Source organism: Faecalibacterium langellae (genome assembly GCF_002549775.1).
In the GTDB taxonomy this organism is placed as follows: Bacteria; Bacillota; Clostridia; order Oscillospirales; family Ruminococcaceae; genus Faecalibacterium; species Faecalibacterium langellae.
In genome coordinates this window covers 231,323-249,284 of the sequence record NZ_NMTR01000021.1, presented here as the reverse complement: position 1 = coordinate 249,284, position 17,962 = coordinate 231,323, and the positions used below count along the sequence as shown (strand labels likewise).

The 17,962-nt window shown below is 59.8% G+C and carries 20 protein-coding genes; 11 read left to right on the top strand and 9 right to left on the bottom strand.

What is annotated here, in order from left to right; all coding sequences use genetic code 11:
- The first annotated feature begins 137 nt into the window (after nt 1–137).
- The 4 genes from CGS49_RS09750 (at nt 138) to CGS49_RS09735 (ending at nt 2,600) form a co-directional block, all read left to right on the top strand.
- A complete protein-coding gene (locus CGS49_RS09750) occupies nt 138–587 on the top strand; it encodes an NfeD family protein (protein WP_097801647.1) in 450 nt (149 codons plus the stop codon).
- Between the two features lie 48 nt (nt 588–635).
- Nucleotides 636–1,541, top strand: coding sequence for an SPFH domain-containing protein (locus tag CGS49_RS09745; RefSeq protein WP_097801646.1), 906 nt, complete (start codon nt 636–638; stop codon nt 1,539–1,541).
- 321 nt (nt 1,542–1,862) lie between these two features.
- Nucleotides 1,863–2,345, top strand: coding sequence for a NanQ anomerase/TabA/YiaL family protein (locus CGS49_RS09740; RefSeq protein WP_097801645.1), 483 nt, complete (start codon nt 1,863–1,865; stop codon nt 2,343–2,345).
- A gap of 15 nt (nt 2,346–2,360) precedes the next feature.
- The gene (locus CGS49_RS09735; RefSeq protein ID WP_097801644.1) at nt 2,361–2,600 is read left to right on the top strand and encodes a hypothetical protein; all 240 of its coding nucleotides are present in this window, start codon (nt 2,361–2,363) and stop codon (nt 2,598–2,600) included.
- 58 nt (nt 2,601–2,658) lie between these two features.
- On the opposite strand, the gene CGS49_RS14220 is transcribed toward CGS49_RS09735, so the two are convergent.
- The 6 genes from CGS49_RS14220 to dapF form a co-directional block, all read right to left on the bottom strand.
- Nucleotides 2,659–2,817 carry a hypothetical protein gene (locus tag CGS49_RS14220; protein WP_179859062.1) on the bottom strand — a complete coding sequence of 53 codons (159 nt, stop codon included), beginning with the start codon at nt 2,815–2,817 and terminating at the stop codon, nt 2,659–2,661.
- 1 nt (nt 2,818) lies between these two features.
- Complete coding sequence (locus CGS49_RS09730; protein WP_097801643.1) at nt 2,819–3,463, bottom strand: ABC-2 transporter permease; 645 nt, start codon at nt 3,461–3,463, stop codon at nt 2,819–2,821.
- Nucleotides 3,460–4,305 (bottom strand): ABC transporter ATP-binding protein, encoded by an 846-nt coding sequence (locus tag CGS49_RS09725; RefSeq protein ID WP_097801642.1) that lies wholly within the window; start codon nt 4,303–4,305, stop codon nt 3,460–3,462. The genes CGS49_RS09730 and CGS49_RS09725 overlap by 4 nt, the downstream gene beginning before the upstream one ends.
- 2 nt (nt 4,306–4,307) lie before the next feature.
- Nucleotides 4,308–4,727 (bottom strand): GntR family transcriptional regulator, encoded by a 420-nt coding sequence (locus CGS49_RS09720; RefSeq protein ID WP_343215876.1) that lies wholly within the window; start codon nt 4,725–4,727, stop codon nt 4,308–4,310.
- 96 nt (nt 4,728–4,823) lie between these two features.
- Nucleotides 4,824–6,011: an LL-diaminopimelate aminotransferase gene (locus CGS49_RS09715; protein ID WP_097801641.1), complete on the bottom strand. Its 1,188-nt coding sequence runs from the start codon at nt 6,009–6,011 to the stop codon at nt 4,824–4,826.
- 163 nt (nt 6,012–6,174) lie between these two features.
- Nucleotides 6,175–7,014 (bottom strand): diaminopimelate epimerase, encoded by an 840-nt coding sequence (dapF, locus tag CGS49_RS09710; protein WP_097801640.1) that lies wholly within the window; start codon nt 7,012–7,014, stop codon nt 6,175–6,177.
- Between the two features lie 299 nt (nt 7,015–7,313).
- Between dapF and acpP the strand changes: the two genes are divergently transcribed.
- The gene (gene acpP / locus CGS49_RS09705; RefSeq protein WP_097801639.1) at nt 7,314–7,550 is read left to right on the top strand and encodes an acyl carrier protein; all 237 of its coding nucleotides are present in this window, start codon (nt 7,314–7,316) and stop codon (nt 7,548–7,550) included.
- Nucleotides 7,551–7,673: 123 nt separating this feature from the next.
- Complete coding sequence (gene proS / locus CGS49_RS09700) at nt 7,674–9,113, top strand: proline--tRNA ligase (protein ID WP_097801638.1); 1,440 nt, start codon at nt 7,674–7,676, stop codon at nt 9,111–9,113.
- 391 nt (nt 9,114–9,504) lie between these two features.
- On the opposite strand, the gene CGS49_RS09695 is transcribed toward proS, so the two are convergent.
- The 3 genes from CGS49_RS09695 to CGS49_RS09685 form a co-directional block, all read right to left on the bottom strand.
- On the bottom strand, nt 9,505–10,386 hold the full coding sequence (locus CGS49_RS09695) for an aldose 1-epimerase family protein (protein ID WP_097801637.1): 882 nt from the start codon (nt 10,384–10,386) through the stop codon (nt 9,505–9,507).
- Nucleotides 10,387–10,481: 95 nt separating this feature from the next.
- Nucleotides 10,482–11,630 carry a sensor histidine kinase gene (locus CGS49_RS09690; RefSeq protein WP_097801636.1) on the bottom strand — a complete coding sequence of 383 codons (1,149 nt, stop codon included), beginning with the start codon at nt 11,628–11,630 and terminating at the stop codon, nt 10,482–10,484.
- Nucleotides 11,627–12,304 carry a response regulator transcription factor gene (locus CGS49_RS09685; RefSeq protein WP_097801635.1) on the bottom strand — a complete coding sequence of 226 codons (678 nt, stop codon included), beginning with the start codon at nt 12,302–12,304 and terminating at the stop codon, nt 11,627–11,629. The genes CGS49_RS09690 and CGS49_RS09685 overlap by 4 nt, the downstream gene beginning before the upstream one ends.
- 152 nt (nt 12,305–12,456) lie before the next feature.
- Here CGS49_RS09685 and CGS49_RS09680 point away from each other — a divergent pair, with 152 nt between their 5' ends.
- The 5 genes from CGS49_RS09680 (at nt 12,457) to CGS49_RS09660 (ending at nt 17,783) form a co-directional block, all read left to right on the top strand.
- Nucleotides 12,457–12,600: a CD1871A family CXXC motif-containing protein gene (locus tag CGS49_RS09680; protein WP_337678835.1), complete on the top strand. Its 144-nt coding sequence runs from the start codon at nt 12,457–12,459 to the stop codon at nt 12,598–12,600.
- On the top strand, nt 12,593–13,483 hold the full coding sequence (locus CGS49_RS09675) for a 4Fe-4S binding protein (RefSeq protein ID WP_179859061.1): 891 nt from the start codon (nt 12,593–12,595) through the stop codon (nt 13,481–13,483). Before CGS49_RS09680 ends, CGS49_RS09675 begins: the two co-directional genes overlap by 8 nt.
- Nucleotides 13,484–13,487: 4 nt before the next feature.
- Nucleotides 13,488–14,360, top strand: a complete 873-nt coding sequence (locus CGS49_RS09670) for a TlpA family protein disulfide reductase (RefSeq protein WP_097801633.1) — start codon at nt 13,488–13,490, stop codon at nt 14,358–14,360.
- A 126-nt stretch (nt 14,361–14,486) separates the two neighbouring features.
- Nucleotides 14,487–17,087, top strand: a complete 2,601-nt coding sequence (locus CGS49_RS09665) for a peptidoglycan-binding domain-containing protein (protein ID WP_097801632.1) — start codon at nt 14,487–14,489, stop codon at nt 17,085–17,087.
- 3 nt (nt 17,088–17,090) lie between these two features.
- Nucleotides 17,091–17,783: a peptidoglycan-binding domain-containing protein gene (locus CGS49_RS09660; protein ID WP_097801631.1), complete on the top strand. Its 693-nt coding sequence runs from the start codon at nt 17,091–17,093 to the stop codon at nt 17,781–17,783.
- The last annotated feature ends 179 nt before the right edge of the window (nt 17,784–17,962 follow it).

Genomic DNA, 17,962 nt, shown 5'->3' with positions numbered 1-17,962 from the left:
TAAGCCTTCCCCCTCGGGGGAAGGCTTTTTTATACGCTTTTTATCCTTATTTCGTTTTCTGCGCAACGTTCCAGTAAAAAACGCTTGACCTTCCACCCGGGGGATACTCTATAATAGGGCCATAAGGAGGGAGACCCATGAATCTTATCCCATTCTTCTGGCTGGCAGCCGCCGTGTTCTTTCTGGTGGTGGAGGCTTCCACCGTCAGCATGACAAGCGTCTGGTTCGCCATTGGTGCGACAGCGGCCCTGCTCACCTGCCTGTTCACCGGCTCGCTCCGGGCGCAGGCACTGGTGTTCATCGTGGTCAGCGCGCTGTGCCTGTGGGCGTTCCGTCCGCTGGCCGCAAAGCTGCACCGCAAGGCCGCCCCCACCAACGCTGACCGCAACCTGGGTCGGGAAGCCACCGTGCTCACCCCGGTCACCGCCGAAGTGCCCGGCCGCGTACGGCTGGACGGCGTGGACTGGAACGCCCGCTGCGTGACCCCCGGCGACCGTCTGGAGCCCGGTGAGCGCTGCCGCATCACCGAGATCCACAGCACCCTGCTCCTGGTGGAGCCCGTTCTCACCGAAAGCCGCAAGGCGTGATCTGCGCTTTGCGCTGAAACGTTACACGCATTAAAAAGGAGAACCATCATGATCATGTTTTTTGTGATCCTCGCGCTGGTCTTTATCGTGCTGCTGGTGGTCATCACCAACATCGTCATCGTGCCCCAGTCCAAGGTGTACGTCATCGAGCGGCTGGGCAGCTATTCGGACACATGGTCGGCAGGTCTGCACGTCAAACTGCCCTTCATTGAGCGCATTGCCAAGAAGGTCAGCCTGAAGGAGCAGGTGGCAGACTTTCCCCCTCAGCCCGTCATCACCCGTGACAACGTCACCATGCAGATCGACACGGTGGTGTTCTTTCAGGTCATGGACGCAAAGCTCTACACCTATGGTGTCAACCAGCCCATTGCCGCCATCGAGAGCCTGTCTGCCACCACCCTGCGCAACATCATCGGTGAGATGGAGCTGGACCACACCCTGACCAGCCGTGATGTGATCAACGGCAAGATCACCGCCATCCTCGACGAAGCCACCGACAAGTGGGGCATCAAGGTGAACCGCGTGGAAGTGAAGAACATCATCCCGCCGCGTGAGATCCAGGAAGCCATGGAAAAGCAGATGAAGGCCGAGCGCGAGAAGCGTGCCGTCATCCTGAAGGCCGACGGTGAGAAGCAGGCTGCCATCACCGCCGCCGAAGGCGAAAAGGAAGCCGCCATCCTGCGCGCCGATGCTGTGAAGCAGCAGCGCATTCTGGAGGCCGAGGGCGAGGCACAGGCCATTCTGGCTGTGCAGAAGGCCAACGCCGATGCCATCCGTCTGCTGAACGAGGCCATGCCCAGCGACAAGGTGCTGGCCATCCGCAGCCTTGAAGCGCTGGCGAAGGTTGCCAACGGCAAGGCTACCAAGATCATCATCCCCTCTGAGCTGCAGAATCTGGGCGGCGTTGTGCCCAGCATCAAAGAGCTGCTCACCGACCCGAAGGATGCAGAGTGATTTTGATTTGGAATGCGCTCTGCGCATATTCAGCGGAAATTTTATTTTTACTTGAGCAAATCAGGGCAGACTGTGGTCTGCCCTGATTTGCATTTTCACAAGAAAGGCCGCAATCAGGCACCGCATTTTTCGATTTCAGCCCTATTCGTGAAAAAGCAGCTCGGAAAAATCCGCAGATTTTTCCGAGTTGCAAATTTTAAAATAATTTTCCGCTATCGATGCGCAGAGCGAACGCGGCGCGCATTCCAATGGTTGCATCTTATCCCCGGCTATGATACCATACAAGTATTGGAATGTTTATTGAATGGAGGATTTTTTTCCATGATCTACGATACCCTGAACAACCTGCCCAACTATCTGGGCGTCAGCGACAATCTGGACACGGTCATTGAGTACATCATGGCCCGGGACATCACCACCCTGCCCACCGGGCGCACCCGCATCGACGGCGAAAAGGCGGTCGTTACCGTAAGCACCGTCACGCCCCAGACCTCCGATAAAGCCCTGTTCCAGCGCCACGATGCCCACATCGTGCTGGAGACCGACCTCGACGGCAGCGAGCTGTTTGAGGTGAGCCTTGCAGAGCTCACCCCCACCAAGCCCACCGACGAAGCCGCCGACACCACCGTGGGCACCGCCGGCACCAGCATCGCCGGGATGCTGTGCGAGGGCCGCTTTGCGCTGTATCTGGCCGGGGAGCCGTATAAGTCCGGCCTGAAGGCCCAGGGCTGCGGCAAGCTGAAAAAGGCTGTGTTCAGCATTGAGCTGGACCCGGACGAGCCGGACGACCAGACCGAAAACTGACAGGAGGACATCCGCATGGGATTTCTAGCCGTACTCGCCGCATGTCTCTTTGCCGTGTTCATCTTCACCGTGTTCGGCGGCTACTCGCTGCTGCTCTGGTGCCAGCAGTCTCTTTGGATGGTCGTCCCTCCCGCGCTGGTGCTTGCCGTGCTGATCTGGACCTTCCTCAAAATGGACGATAAGATCACCGCCCTGCAAAAGCGGGTGGACGAGCTGGAAGCCGCGCAGAAAAACGCCGAAAATCCCGAGAAATAAATACAGCGCCGCCCTTACCGGAGAAGCTTTTCCGGCAGGGGCGGCGCATTTTTACACCTTATTTTTTATCCTGCGGGTCATCCAGCCCTTCAAACATCACCATGCCCAAAATTGCAAAGCTGGCACCCAGCGCAAAACCCACTGTTCCCAGTGACACGCTGAACAAAACGCCCATAGCAACACCGAACAGGATGCCCGCGATTTGACTTTTCTTCATCTTACTGCTCTGCCTTTCCGTACCAGGCCACCGACAGCCGCCAAGAGAGGGAGTACAGCCCCAGAACGATCAGTACAATGCCCAGCAGAGCCAGTGGCGGAACGCCCTGCGGCAGAAAGTTCCGGGCCAGGCCGTCCTCATTGGCGGACACGCCAAACCCCATCAGAGCCGCAACCAGGCCGACCATAAGATAAAACGCATATTTTGCCTTTTCGTAGCCAAAACGGTAATTCAACGGCAGCAGAACGGCGCTGTTCAGCAGCGTTGTCATGCCTACCTGCACCAGCGTGGAAACCACAAGTGCATGGTCCACAGCTGTCCAGTGCAGGCTTGCCACGCCAAGGGCTGCGGCGGCGAAGAGTTCCGCCAGCACCAGCCCGCACAGGCCAATGATGTATTTGCTGCCCACCAGCTGTTCTTTTGTCACCGGAAGCACGCCGCTGTACTCGCTGAATTTGCTGGCCTGATCATAGGCCAGCAGGGTCATGGGCATCATGCCCATCAGAAAGCCCGCATATACAATAAAGAAATTGGCCCCATTCATGATGGTAACCACGCCTGCGCCCATCATGACCACGGCGGCCACAATGACACCTTTGGCATAGTGCCATATCTGATAAGCATCCTTTAGCAGCAAGCCTTTCATTCTGCACACTCCTCTTTCACCATCAGCACAAACAATTCCTCAATGCTTACCGGGGCAAGCTCTGCTCCGGCGGGCATTGCGTCCCGGCGCACAAGCGCCTCTGCCCCGTAGGGGGTGACCCGCTTGCCGTACACCGGCGTATCCAGTTCCGCCAGCTGCGCCGCCGTGCCATGCCACAGGGCGTATTCCTCTCGCAGGGCGTCCTTTTCCTCACAGAGCAGCAGTCTGCCCTTGTGCAGGAAGGCGATGGTATCGCACAGCTTTTCCAAGTCGCTGACGATGTGGGAGGAAATGAGGATGGAGTGGTTTTCGTCCCGGGCAAAGTCCAGCAGCAGGTCGGTCACCTCGTCCCGCACCACCGGGTCCAGCCCGTTGGTGGCTTCGTCCAACAGCAGCAGCTTCGGGTGGTGTGCCAGCGCCACGGCGATGCACAGCTTCCTCTGCATTCCAGCGGAGTAATCCTTATACTTTTTGTCCGGCGGCAGGTCAAATTTCCGGCAAAACGCCGTGTAGTCACCAGCGTCCCAGTTGCGGTAGATGCCCGCCATCACCTTGCCCACCTCCACAGCGTTCAGGCACAGGGGGATGCCATCGCTGCCCAGCACCACGCCGATCTCCTCCTTGCTGCGGACAGAAGCGGTGCGGCTGTCCCTGCCGAGGATGGTCACGGTGCCGCCGTCCCGCTGCACCATGTCCAGAATCAGCCGGATGGTGGTGCTTTTGCCCGCTCCGTTTTCGCCGATCAGGCCGCAGATGGTGCCGCCAGGCAGGGTCAGATCCAGCGGCCCAAGGGTAAAGTCCTTATAGTGCTTTGTAAGTCCCCGCAGTTCCAGTGCGTTCATGTTCAGCCCTCCCACAGCAGTTCCAGCATCTCCCGCAGCTCTTCCCTGCTCAGCCCACAGGAGGCGGACAGGCGGACGGCTTCGGTAAGATGTTCTTCAATCTTTTTCAGGTTTTCTTCCCGCAGCAGCTCGGTGTTTTTCGGGGCTACAAAAAAGCCCTTTGCCGGTACTGCGTAAAGAAAGCCCTCTTTTTCCAGTTCATCGTAGGCGCGCTTGGTGGTAATGACGCTGATGCGCAGATCCCGTGCCAGCCCCCGGATGGAGGGCATGGCCTCGTCCGGCTGCAAAGCCCCGCTGATGATCTGCTGCTTGATCTGGTTGTAGATCTGGTCATAGATGGGCGCGCCGCTTTTGTTGTTGATAAACAGTTCCATCGGCTGCTCCTTTGGTACTTGCGTTTCGTCTGTATATGTACAGTATATACAGTAGATACAGATTTGTCAAGAGAGTGCGCAAAAAAAAAAAAAAAAAATACACCCGCCGCCCAAAACGGACAGCGGGTGCAATTTTTATAGGTTTTACAGCGCCTTAATGGCCGCCTTGATGCGCTCGGCGGCCACCTTGGTCTTTTCGGCGTCGCCGAAGGCGGTCAGGCGGAAGTAGCCCTCGCCGCACTCGCCGAAGCCCACGCCCGGGGTGCCGACCACGCCGCAGTTCTCCAGCAGCCAGTCGAAGAACTCCCAGCTTTTCATGTTGCCGGGGCAGCGCAGCCAGATATACGGGCTGTTCTTGCCGCCGCAGTACCACACGCCGCACTCATCCAGTGCGTCGGCGATGACCTTGGCGTTCTTGCGGTAGTAGTCCAGGTTGGCCTGAATTTCAGCCATGCCGCTCTCGGTGAACACTGCGGCCGCAGCGCGCTGCACGACGTAAGGCACACCGTTGAACTTGGTGGTCTGGCGGCGCAGCCACAGCTTATTGATGTTCATTCCCTCGCGCTCCAGCTCCTTGGGCACCACAGTGTAGCCGCAGCGGGTGCCGGTGAAGCCTGCGATCTTGGAGAAGGAGCAGATCTCAATGGCGCACTCGCGGGCACCCTCGATCTCGAAGATGCTGCGGGCCAGGTTCTCGTCCGAGATGAAGCACTCGTATGCAGCGTCATACAGAATGATGGCATCATTCTTGCGGGCATACTCGACCCACTGCTTCAGCTGGTCGCGAGTGTAGGCAGCACCGGTGGGGTTGTTGGGACTGCAGATATAGATGATGTCTGCCTTCACGCTGTTGTCCGGCATGCCCAGGAAGCCGTTCTCCTGGCCGGTGCGGCTGTAGATGATCTTGCGGCCGTCGGTCACGTTGTCATCCACATAGGTGGGGTACACGGGGTCCGGCACCAGCACGGTGTTGTCCACATCGAACAGGCCCAGCACATTGGCCAGGTCGCTCTTGGCACCGTCGGAGATGAAAATTTCATCCTCGGCAAGCTTTGTGCCGCGGCTGGCGTAGTAGCCCTGAATGGCCTGCTTGAGGAAGGGGTAGCCCTGCTCCGGGCCATAGCCGTGGAAGCCCTCCTTGGTGCCCATCTCGTCGGCGGCGTCGTGCATGGCCTTCACCACGCACTTTGCCAGCGGCTGGGTCACATCGCCGATGCCCAGACGGATGATCTCCTTCTCGGGGTGTGCTTCCTGATAAGCGGCCACCTTGTGGGCAATGTCCACGAACAGGTAGCTTGCCTTCAGCTCGTTGTAGTGTTTGTTCATCTTCATGATACTTTCCCTCGCTTTACTTTATAGATTGCTCGCCCTCTCCGTCATTGCTTGCGCAATGCCACCTCTCCCAAAGGGAGAGGCAAAAAACACTCCCGTCAGGTCCTTGGCTCTCCCTTTGGGAGAGCTGCTGAACGAAGTGAAGCTGAGAGGGCGAAGCCGTTTAAACCTCTGTGGTTCCTTCACACACGGTCTCGGCCGCGCCGGTCATGAGCAGCTGCCTGCCGGGCAGCACCCGGATGGTCAGCACACCGCCGCGCAGCTGCACATGGATGTCTTCGCCCGCCGGGCACAGGCCCAGCTCGGTCAGGGCTGCCACGGTGGCGCAGGTGCCGGTACCGCAGGCCCAGGTCTCGCCGCTGCCGCGCTCCCACACCCGCATTTTCAGATGGGTCTTATCCACCACCTGCACGAACTCGGTGTTGATGCGCTCCGGGAAGTTCGCGTGGTGCTCGAACGCCGGGCCGATGTCTTCCAGCTTCAGGCTGTCCACATCCTCCACCACAGTCACGCAGTGCGGGTTGCCCACGCTGATGCAGGTCACGTTCCAATCCTTGCCTTCCACGGTCAGGGGCTTGTTCACGAGGGCATCCTCACCCATATTCACGGCGGGCAGGTCGGCGGGCATGGCGCTGTAAGCGCCCATCTCCACCTGCCACAAGCCCGCGCCCTGATGGGTGACGGTCTTCAGGCCGCTGAGGGTGTCGATGGCCAGCGTCTCCTTCGCGATGCCGTGGGTGTAGAGCCACTCGGCCACACAGCGAATGCCGTTGCCGCACATCTTTCCCTCGCTGCCGTCGGCGTTGAAGATGCGCATCATGGCATCCGCCCCGGCGGTGCGCGGTGCGCAGATGCAGATGATGCCGTCTGCCCCGATGGAAAAATGCCGCCGGGACAGCTTTTCTGAAAGAGCTGCGATGTTCTCCGGCACACCGCTTGCGCGGCAGTCCAGATAGATGTAGTCGTTGGCGCAGCCCTGCATTTTGGTAAATGAAAGCTTCATGCTCATTGCTCCTATTCAAGGGGGCAGTCAGTCCCCATAAACTCGCTACTCTATAATGATAAGAGCCCCGGGGCTTTCTGTCAAGCAAAAAAGCACCTTTCCGGCAATTTTTCGCAAAGGAACCGGCCAGAATGGAAAACAGGGCTTGACAATACGCATGGCATGGGATATAAAAAAAGAGAGCGTTCTGTACAGCTCGGTGGAGCCGCGCAGCATCCGCAGGCGCACCGTCACAGCGCCCGCACCCACGGCCCCAGGGTACAGACCGGCAAAACAACTGCAAAAAGGAGACCACAGGAATGGATACTTTTGAAAAAATCCGTGCATTGCTGGCGGAGCAGCTGGACGTTGATCCGGCAAAGATCACGATGGACAGTGACATCATGAGCGACTTCGAGGCCGACAGCCTGGACATCGTGGACATGGTGATGACGCTGGAAGATGAGTTTGGCATCGAGGTGCCAGACGACGCCATCGAATCCCTGCGCACCGTGGGCGATGTGGTAAAGTTTGTGGACAGCCACGCGCAGAATTAAATTCAGGTAAAAAGCCCCGCCTTTTCTGCACAGCACCCGGCTGTGCTCGTGGGTGGGGCTTTTAATATGGTTCGTGCGGAACGCGAGACGTTTGGCGCACGGCCTTAGGAGGAAAAAACAAAAATGGCAAAAGATTCAAAGAAGCTCGTACAGGCGATCACCAGCCAGGAAGAAAACTTCGCCCAGTGGTACACCGACATCTGCGTCAAGGCAGAGCTGGTGGAGTACTCCAGCGTGAAGGGTTTCATTATCCTGCGCCCCTATGGCCAGGCCATCTGGGAACTGATCCAGAAGGACATGGATGCCCGCTTCAAGGCCACCGGCCATGAGAACGTGGCCATGCCCGTGCTGATCCCGGAAAGCCTGCTGCAGAAGGAAGGCGAGCTGGTCAATGGCTTCGCGCCGGAGGTGGCGTGGGTCACGATGGGCGGCTCCGACAAGTTGGAAGAACGTCTGGCTGTGCGTCCCACCAGCGAGACCATGTTCTGCGACCACTGGTCCCGCGTGCTGCACAGCTACCGCGAGCTTCCCATGAAGTACAACCAGTGGTGCAGCGTGGTGCGCTGGGAAAAGACCACCCGTCCCTTCCTGCGCAGCCGCGAGTTCTGGTGGCAGGAAGGCCACACCATCCACGAGACCTCCGCTGAGGCTGAGGCTGAGACCCAGCAGCAGCTGAACTGCTACGCAGATGTCTGCGAGCAGGATCTGGCCATCCCCGTGGTGAAGGGCCGCAAGACCGATAAAGAGAAGTTTGCCGGTGCCGAAGCCACCTACACCATCGAAGCCATGATGAAGGACGGCAAGGCCCTGCAGAGCGGCACCAGCCACTACTTCGGCGACAAGTTCAGCAAGGCTTACGATGTCACCTTTACCGGCCGCGACAACCAGCTGCATCATCCGTTCCAGACCAGCTGGGGCGTTTCCACCCGTCTGGTGGGTGCCATCATCATGACCCACGGCGACGACGACGGCCTGATCCTGCCCCCGGCCGTGGCTCCCATCCAGGTGGTCGTGGTGCCCATCGCTGCCCACAAGCCTGGCGTCAGCGAGAAGGCTGCCGAGCTGGCCGAGAAGATCAGCAAGTACGCCCGCGTGAAGCTGGACGACAGCGACAATGCCCCGGGCTGGAAGTTCTCCCAGTGGGAGATGAAGGGCGTGCCCCTGCGTCTGGAGATCGGCCCCAAGGATCTGGAGAAGAACCAGTGCGTGCTGGTGCGCCGCGACACCCGCGAGAAGGTGTTCGTGAGCCTGGACGAGCTGGAGACCGCCATTCCCGCCCAGCTGGAGGCCCTGCGCAAGGACCTGTACCAGCGTGCCCTCGCCAACCGCGAGAAGCGCACCTGGGCTGCCACCACCATGGACGAGGTCAAGGAGCTGGCCAAGGCCAACACCGGCTACATCAAGACCATGTGGTGCGGCGATCTTGCCTGCGAGATGAAGATGAAGGAAGAAGCTGGCTTGTCCAGCCGCTGCATGCCCTTCGAGCAGGAGCATCTGAGCGATGTGTGCCCCTGCTGCGGTAAGCCCGCCAAGGCCATGGTCTACTGGGGCGTTGCTTACTAAGCAGCTGCTTTTTTGACCCGATACAAAACCCCCGGAGCATGAAAGTGCTCTGGGGGTTTTACTTGTCATTTGTCGAATTATATGCTATTATAGAATTGCTGCTTCGGCAGCAAGGCACTGCACATAACGGCAGGCGGTTCGGCCCCACTTCCGAAAGGAGGTGAAGCTCATGCCTATTACTTTGACGTTCCATATCTTCGGATTGGTATTTACCATCAAGGTAAAAAGCGAGAACCGCCACCCTGGCCGGTGACGGTTCTTAGTCTTTTAGTATTTAAGAACTTACATCAAAAGGGCTGACCGCTTGTCGCAGTGCCTTTTCTATTTACAGTATACCCACTTTTGAGGTTTCTGTCAAGAGCACGCGGCTTCGTTTCTGCGTGCTTTTTTCTTACCGTTCAAAGGTGGTGCTGAGGGTGGTCTGCCAGCTTTCGCCGGGGGCAAGGCAGGCGGCAGCGGCGCGCTGGCCCCACTCCTGCGGGTCGGTCTCGGCGGCAGGCAGGCTGTGCCACGGCTCAATGCACACAAAGCGCAGGGGCTTTGCGGCGGCGGACCAGATGAGCGAGTAGGGATAACCCTCCACCTTGCAGGTGATATTGCGGCCGGTGTCCTTCTCGCAGATGCCGATGGTTTTGGTGCGCAGGCCCGCCATGCAGAAGCTGTCGTTGTCGAACAGGTCGTCCGTCAGCGGGATGGCCTGCTGGTTCTTCCACTGGTAGTAGCACTTGCCGGAGAGCAGACCGTTCGGGCGGGCATCGAGGATGACCGGGCTTTCCGGCTGGTCGAAGCGGAACTCGTAATCCGTGGTGGTGTGCTCCGCGTCAAAGGGGATGTTGAACGCCGGGTGGTAGCCGATGCCGAAGCGCAGTTCTTCGGTGCCGGAGTTGCTCACTTCCAGCGTGTGGTGCACGGTCCTGCCCTCCAGCCGGAAGGTGCTGGTGAGCACAAAATCGAACGGGAAGCGCTCTGCCTTAATAGTCTCGTCCGACCGCAGTTCCAGCCGGATGGTGTCACCCTCGGCTTTCAGCAGGGTGTGTTCCAGGTCGCGGGCAAAGCCGTGCTGGCCGCCCTTCCAGGTCTTGCCGTCCACCTCAAAGGTGCCACCGGCCAGCTTACCGGTCCAGGGGAACAGGATGGGCGCATGGCGCTTCCACACCGCCGGGTCGGCCTGCCACAGCAGTTCTTCGCCCGCCGCATTTTTCAGGCTGACGGCTTCGGCACCGTGGGTGTCCACGGTCAGGGTCAGGAATTCGTTGTGAATGGTTGCCTGCATTTTCAGTATCTCCTTTGTCCTTCTTATTTTCCGGGGTCTTCTGCTTCCAGTTTACTCCCCCGTGTGCCAAAAATAAAGTCCCAGTCCGCCCAGTTTCAGCAGGGCTGTGCCAGCGGCAGGGTGACGGCAAAGGTAGTGCCGTTTTCGCTGCTGCGTTCCACGGTCACACTGCCGCCATGCAACACGGCAATCTCCCGCACAAGGGCAAGGCCAAGCCCAACGCCGCCCATCTCCCGGCTGCGGGACTTATCCACCCGGAAAAAGGGCTGAAAAATGCTCTCCCGGCAGTCTGCGGGGATACCCGGGCCGGTATCCGTAATGCGCAGTACAGCGGTCTGCTTTTCCTGTTGCAGGGTGACGCGCACCGCACCGCCGGGGCGGTTATACTTGATGCCGTTTTCCACCAGATTGAACACCAGCCGGTAGATCAGCGCATCGCTGCCCACCATGCCAAGCTCCTCGCAGTCCTGCTGCAGAGAGATGTTGTTTTTCTGTGCAAGAGGGGTCAGGTCAGTCAATATCTCCTCCACCAGCGGCGCAAGGGCAATGTGGTCGGTGCGGGAGACCGATTGCAGATTGCTCATTTCCAGCAAAGTGCGCACAAGAGCGGTCAGGCGGTCCAGCTGCTCCCGCAGAGAGCGGATCAGCCCGGCGGTCTCGGCGTCCATGGCCGGGTGCTCCTCTGCAAACAGTTCCAGCTTCGTCTGCAAAATGGCCAGCGGGGTGCGCAGCTCGTGGGCGGCATTGCCCGCAAACTGCCGCTGCAACTCAAAGGACTGCGCCAGACCATCCAGCATCCGGTTCACCGACCGGCTCAACTGCCCGAATTCCTGCACAGTGTTTTCGTCCAGACGGGTGGTGGCAATGCTGTCCTGATCGACCTGCTGTGCCTGCTGCGCAAGCTGCTGTAACGGTTTCAGCGCTCTGCCGCTGACAAAATAAGCGATGGCAGCGCTGACGATGGTGACCACGACGGTGATGCACCAGCCCTTGCGGCCAAAGACCACCTTTGCATCGTAGACTTCCTGCGAAAAATGCGCCAGCAGACTGGACATTTCCTCCTGCGGGATCTCGATGGTCAAGGAATCCGTACTGCCGGGCTGGTACTGCATCATAAAGCCGTTGAGGGCATCCATACCGGTAACGCCGGTGCGGTATAAAAGCAGGTTCATGCACACGCAGGCGCAGGCGATGAGCAGCGCGGTCAGCAGGGTGATGCGCCATTGCAGGGACAAATGTTTCATTGTACCTCGCCTCCGATCTCGTAGCCTTCCCCGATGCGGTTACGGATGGGATCGTAGCCCAGCGCCGCCCGCAGTTTTTTGCGTAGGGCAGAGATATGCACCCGGATGGAGTTGCTGAAGCTGTCCACGCTGCCATCCCAGACGTGCTCGATGAGCTCTTCCTGACTGACCGGGCGGCCCTGATGCAGCAGCAGATATTCCAGTACGCCGCTCTCCTTCCGCGTCAGGGCAAGGGTCTGGCCATCCACCGTGGCAACGCGGCTGCGGGTGTTGAAGCTCAGCCGTCCGCAGCACAGGCAGACATCCTGCTGGATGAACTTGCGCCGGGTCAGGCTGCGCACCCGGGCCTCCAGCTCTGCAAGGTGGAAGGGCTTGGAAAGGTAATCGTTCGCCCCGGCATCCAGCCCTTCCACTTTATCTGCAATTTCACTGCGTGCCGACAGGATCAGTACACAGGTCTCAAGGTCGTGCCGGCGCAGGGTGCGCAGCACCTGCATTCCGTCCACCTTGGGCAGGTTGAGGTCCAGCAGTACAAGGTCGTACCGCTCTGCTGCCAGTGCCTCCAGCGCGGCCTCGCCGTCTGCACAGGCATCCACCTCGTACCCGGACAGCCGCAGCTTTCGGGCAATATCCTCCCGCAGGGAGTGCTCGTCCTCTACCACCAAAAGGCGCATCTTTGTTTTCCACCTTTCCCATAAAAATTGCGTTTTTTTCTTCATTATAACAGATTATAGCAGACGGTGTTAAGATTCGTGTTAAGATTTTCTTAGCAGAGATTTTATCCCGCATGGTGTATACTGATGCCATCAAACAACAGGAGGCTATGATGTTCATGACAAAAAAACAGGCGCAGCTGCTTTTGCTGGCCGCCGGGGTTCTGATGCTGCTGTTCGGCTTATGGCGGGGCGAGGCAGACACCGTATTTTCAAAAGCCATCCGGCTGTGTATGGAGTGTGTGGGCATTGGATAAGAAAAAGAAAAAGCTTTCTCCCCTTGCCCGCTTCCGGGGCTTTATACAAGCCGGGGCTACCCTGCTGACCAATCTCCACCTGCCAAACTTTGCCAAAGGGACGCTGTATCAGGGCGGCGGAAAATACGTCTGCGTCCCGGGGCTGAACTGCTATTCCTGCCCGGGCGCGGCCGGTGCCTGTCCGGTGGGAGCATTCCAGGCGGTGGTGGGCTCCTCCAAATTCCGCTTTTCCTACTACATTACCGGCATCCTCATCCTCTTTGGGGTGCTGCTGGGGCGGTTCATCTGCGGCTTTCTGTGCCCGTTCGGGTGGTTTCAGGAGCTTTTGCACAAGATCCCATCCCCCAAGCTTTCCACCAAAAAGCTGAAGCCGCTGCGCTATTTAAAGTATGCGGTGCTGCTGGTCATGGTGGTGGCGCTGCCATTGCTGGCGGTCAATGAGCTGGGCATGGGCGACCCCTTCTTCTGCAAGTATCTCTGCCCGCAGGGCGTGCTGGAGGGTGCCATTCCCCTCTCCCTGACCAATGCGGGCATCCGCGCTGCGCTGGGCAAGCTGTTCACATGGAAGGCCTGCATCCTGCTGGCGGTCATCGTGGGCAGCGTGGTGTTCTACCGCCCCTTCTGCAAGTGGCTGTGCCCACTGGGCGCGTTCTATGCGCTGCTGAACAAGGTCTCGCTGTTCCAGATGCGCGTAGACACCCACAAATGCGTTTCCTGCGGAGCCTGTGCAAAGGCTTGCAAGATGGACGTAGACATTACCAAGACCCCCAACCACGCCGAATGCATCCGCTGCGGGATGTGCATGAAAGCCTGCCCCACAGATGCCATCCAGTACAAATTCGGGCTGGGAGACCAATCAAACACTGAAACAACAAAGGAGTAAAACCATGAAGCTTAACCGTGTAACCGCACTTTTGCTCAGCCTTGTGCTGGCTTTCAGCCTTGCCGCCTGCGGGCAGGGCGCATCTTCTGCATCCTCTGCTGCCGCTTCCTCTGCGGCAGCAGAAAGCAAAACCGAGGAGCAGCTGCTGGCCGAGGAAAACGAGATCCTTTCCGCAAACGATGCCCTGTGGGAGAAGGTATTCGCCTCTATGGACAAGAACGTGACCGAAACCACGATCAGCGCCAACTACGGCGATTTTCTGCTCAGCGCTGTGGAAAAGGCCAAAGATCAGTTCTCGGACGAGGAGTACAAGGCCCTGACCGCCGATGCAGAAAAGATTCGTGCCATCGAGGAGCAGATCGCCGCTCTTGCCCCCGCAGAGGATGCCGCTTCCAGTGCCGCCGCACAGGGCAACGCCTTCCCCAAGTTTGAGGGCAGCGATTTAGAGGGCAACCCGGTGGACAACAGCCTGTTTGCAGGCAACGCCTTTACGGTGGTGAATTTCTGGTTCAACGGCTGCAAGCCCTGCGTGGAGGAACTGGACGACCTGAACGCCCTGAACGAGAAGGTCAAGGCACAGGGCGGTGAGGTCATCGGCATCAACACCGAGACGCTGGACGGCAACCAGCAGGGCATCGATGCCGCCAAAAAGCTGCTGGAGACAACGGGCGCAAGCTACCGCAACATCTACTTTGCCTCCGGCAGTGAGGCCGGCAAGTTTGCACTGAACATCATGGCCTTCCCCACCACCTATGTGTTTGACCGGGACGGCAATGTTGTGGGCGAGCCGCTGCTGGGCGGCATCGACAAGGAAGAAAACCTTGCCGCCCTGCAAAAAAATATTGACGCCGCCCTTGCCAAGGATAGCGCCAAATAACCCTTTCTCCCCTGCCGCCTTCGGGCGGCTTTTTTATTTGCGGTGTGCATTGCCATGCACGCCCGGGTGCCGGACGGAATACGCTGGGGCAGAAGCATACTTTTACCAGCAAAGGAGCGTATCTCCATGAAAAACACCGGAACTCTCCGCATCCAGACCTTTGCGGCCCGCCAGTCTGCCCCCATGGAGGGGGTGACCGTTGCGGTGCAGGGGGACGGCTTTACCCTGCACTGTATCACCGATGCGACCGGCAGCGCCGCCGATATCCCCGTTGAAGCCCCCGCCTGCACCCTCTCGCTGGACGAGGACAACACCATCCGCCCTTACGCCGTTGTCAGCCTGACCGCCGCAAAATCCGGCTACCGCACCGTGCGCATTGAGGGCATCCAGATCTTTGCCGGGCAGATAACGCTGGCACAGCCTGCGATGATTCCGGTCACGGAGGAAGGCAAAGACATCCCGGACGCGCCCATCGTCATCCCGCCGCACCCTTTGTTTGCGGGCAGCGGCGGCAGCGGTGCACAGCCGGTGGAAAACTGCGTGCCCCGGGTGCTGGACAAGGTGATCATCCCCAAAAACATCACGGTGCATCTGGGCAAACCGGCCGCTTCTGCCCGCAACGTGACCGTGTCCTTCCGGGATTATATCGCCAATGTCGCGTCCAGCGAGGTATACCCCACCTGGCCGGAGCAGGCCCTGCGGGCCAACATCCACTGCCAGATTTCGCTGGCGCTGAACCGCATCTACACCGAGTGGTACCCCAGCAAGGGCTACACCTTCAACATCACCAACTCCACCAGCTACGACCAGTATTACGTCCACGGCCGCACCGTGTTCGACGTAATGGTGAAGATCACCGACGACATCTTCAACACCTATCTGCGCAAGCGCGGCACCGTGAACCCCTACTACTCTGAATACTGCGACGGCAAGTCGGTCACCTGCCCGGGGCTCAAGCAGTGGGGCACCGTCACGCTGGCCAATCAGGGCCGCACCGCGCTGCAGATTTTGAAGTACTACTACGGCAACGACATCGAGATCGTGCGCACCAATAACATCCAGTCCATCCCCCAGAGCTACCCCGGTTCGCCCATCCGGCAGGGCGACAGCGGCACGGCGGTGTTCACCCTGCAGCGGCAGCTGAACCGCATCACCAAGGACTACCCCTTCCTTGGCAAACTGACTGTGGACGGGGTATTCGGCAGCCGGATGGCCGCCACGGTACGGGCGTTCCAGAAGCAGTTCAATCTGACCGCCGACGGCATGGTGGGCCGCCAGACCTGGTATAAGATCAGCTATATCTATGTGTCGGTCAAGGATCTGGCCGAGCTGACCAGCGAGGGCGAGGTGTCCAGCGGCACTCTCTCGGACGGCACATGGGGCGGCACCGTGCTGCGCACCGGCTCTACCGGCAGCGCTGTGGAACAGCTGCAGTTCTGGCTGAATACGCTGGCACAGTATGAGTCTTCCATCCCATCGTTAACCGTGGACGGCGTTTACGGCACCGGAACGGCCAATGCGGTGCGGGCCTTCCAGCGCAAATATGGCCTGACCGTGGACGGCGTGGTGGGCCGTGCCACCTGGACGGAGGTGTACGACCAGTTCCGCAGCATCCAGTCCGACAACGGCACCCCCAACGCCTACCCCGGCACTGCCCTGCGGGAGGGTTCCAGCGGGCAGAACGTGCGGCTGGTGCAGTTCTGGCTCAAGATCGCCCGCACGGTGTACCCGAGCCTTTCCAACGTGACCGTGGACGGCAAGTTCGGCTCTGCCACCACAGCGGCCGTCAAGCGGTTCCAGACCTACTTCGGCCTGACCAGCGACGGCGTTGTCGGCCGCACGACCTGGAACAAGCTGTATGAGGTCTACAACGACATCGCCAACAAGCTGCTTTCGTCCTCCCTGCGCCCCGGCGAGTACCCGGGCGTGCTGCGCAATGGGTCTTCCGGCACGGCGGTGCGGGAGCTGCAGTTCTACCTCTACCTTATGAGCGCCTACGAGAGCAGCATCCCGGCCATTGCCATCGACGGACAGTTTGGTGCTTCCACCGAAGCCGCCGTACGGGCCTACCAGCGCTTTGCGGGGCTGACTGTAGATGGCATCGTGGGACGCACCACATGGAACAGCCTGTACGACAAGGCATCCACCCTGCGGGCATCCGGGCCGGTGGTCACCCTGAAGCGCCTGCCCTACCCCGGCACCCCGCTCACAGTAGGGTCTTCCGGCAGCGCCGTGCTCTACTACAGCCTGCTTTTGCAGCGCATCGCCTACTACTTTACCAGTGTGGTGAGTCCACCCCTCTCCGACCAGTACACCGACGAGACTGCCGCCGCCACCCGCAGCGCACAGGAGCTGCTGAGCCTGCCGGAGACCGGCATTGCGGATGCCGACACATGGACGGCGGTAGAAGCGCTGAGTTTGCAGCTGGCCGCCCACGCCCCGAACCCCGATAGAGACACCCCACCCAGCACCGCTTACCCGGGGCGCGCCATCGCCGAGGGCAGCGCCGGGCAGGAGGTTGGGCAGGTGGAACGCTGGCTCAACCGCCGGGCGCAGCTTTCCTGCGACGAGGACTATGTGGCCGACAATAACCGCTTTGGCGCGGCAGACGCCGCTGCCGTGCGGGCTGTCCAGCAGCAGGCGGGCCTGCTGGTGACCGGCACCGTGAACCGCGAGACCTGGGCCGCCCTGCAGGCCCAGAGCTGCAATTGCGACAAGGAGGAGTGAGCCATGGCACGGCTTCTGATCTACGATGCCTACGAGAACAAGGTATACACCTACGCGAACCTGAACGAGAACGACCCCATGCCCTACAGCACCGGCACCACCCTGCGGGTGCGGGAGTTCCGGGGCAAATCTGCCAGCCCCACCCTGTGGACCACCATTGCGGCCATGGAAGCGTGGAACCTGACCCGCCGCAAGTATGGCCGCGGCATCCCGGTGGGGTATGCTTTCCGCCGCATCTGGGAGGGCGGCCACGGCACCCGCAGCCAGCACTACGCGGGCGTTTCGCTTGACGTGGGGCAGTCGCTTTCCCAGTCCGAGCGCACGGCCATCTACAACGCAGCCCGGAACACCGGGGCCTGGGGCTATGTGGAGCCGCTGAGCCAGACGCCCACCTGGGTGCACATGGACCGCCGCTACGGCACGCCCGCCTGCAGCGGCACCACCTCGGGCTACCCCACCCTGCGCCGGGGCAGCCGGGGCTGCTATGTGATGATCCTGCAGGACGCACTCTCCACGCTGGGCTACCAGACCGGCAGCCGCATCGACGGCGTGTTCGGTGCCCGCACCGAGGAAGCCCTGCGGGGCTACCAGCGGCGCACCAGCCTTAGCGTAGACGGCGTGTGCGGCTGCAACAGCTGGAAGAAGATCAGCACCGCCGTGCTGGGCGTGGGACGCACCAAGACAACGATCGATTAACAATTTAAACTGGCCTCCGCTTGCACTCTGGCCATAATCAGCGGAAAAATTATTTTTAATTTGCAAAGAGGAAAATCCTGCGGGATTTTCCTCTTTGCTTTTTCACGGGAGGGACCGTAACGGCAAACGGCATCCGCTGGCGCTGGCTCCCTGCGGGAGCATTCGCGCCAGCGGAGAGA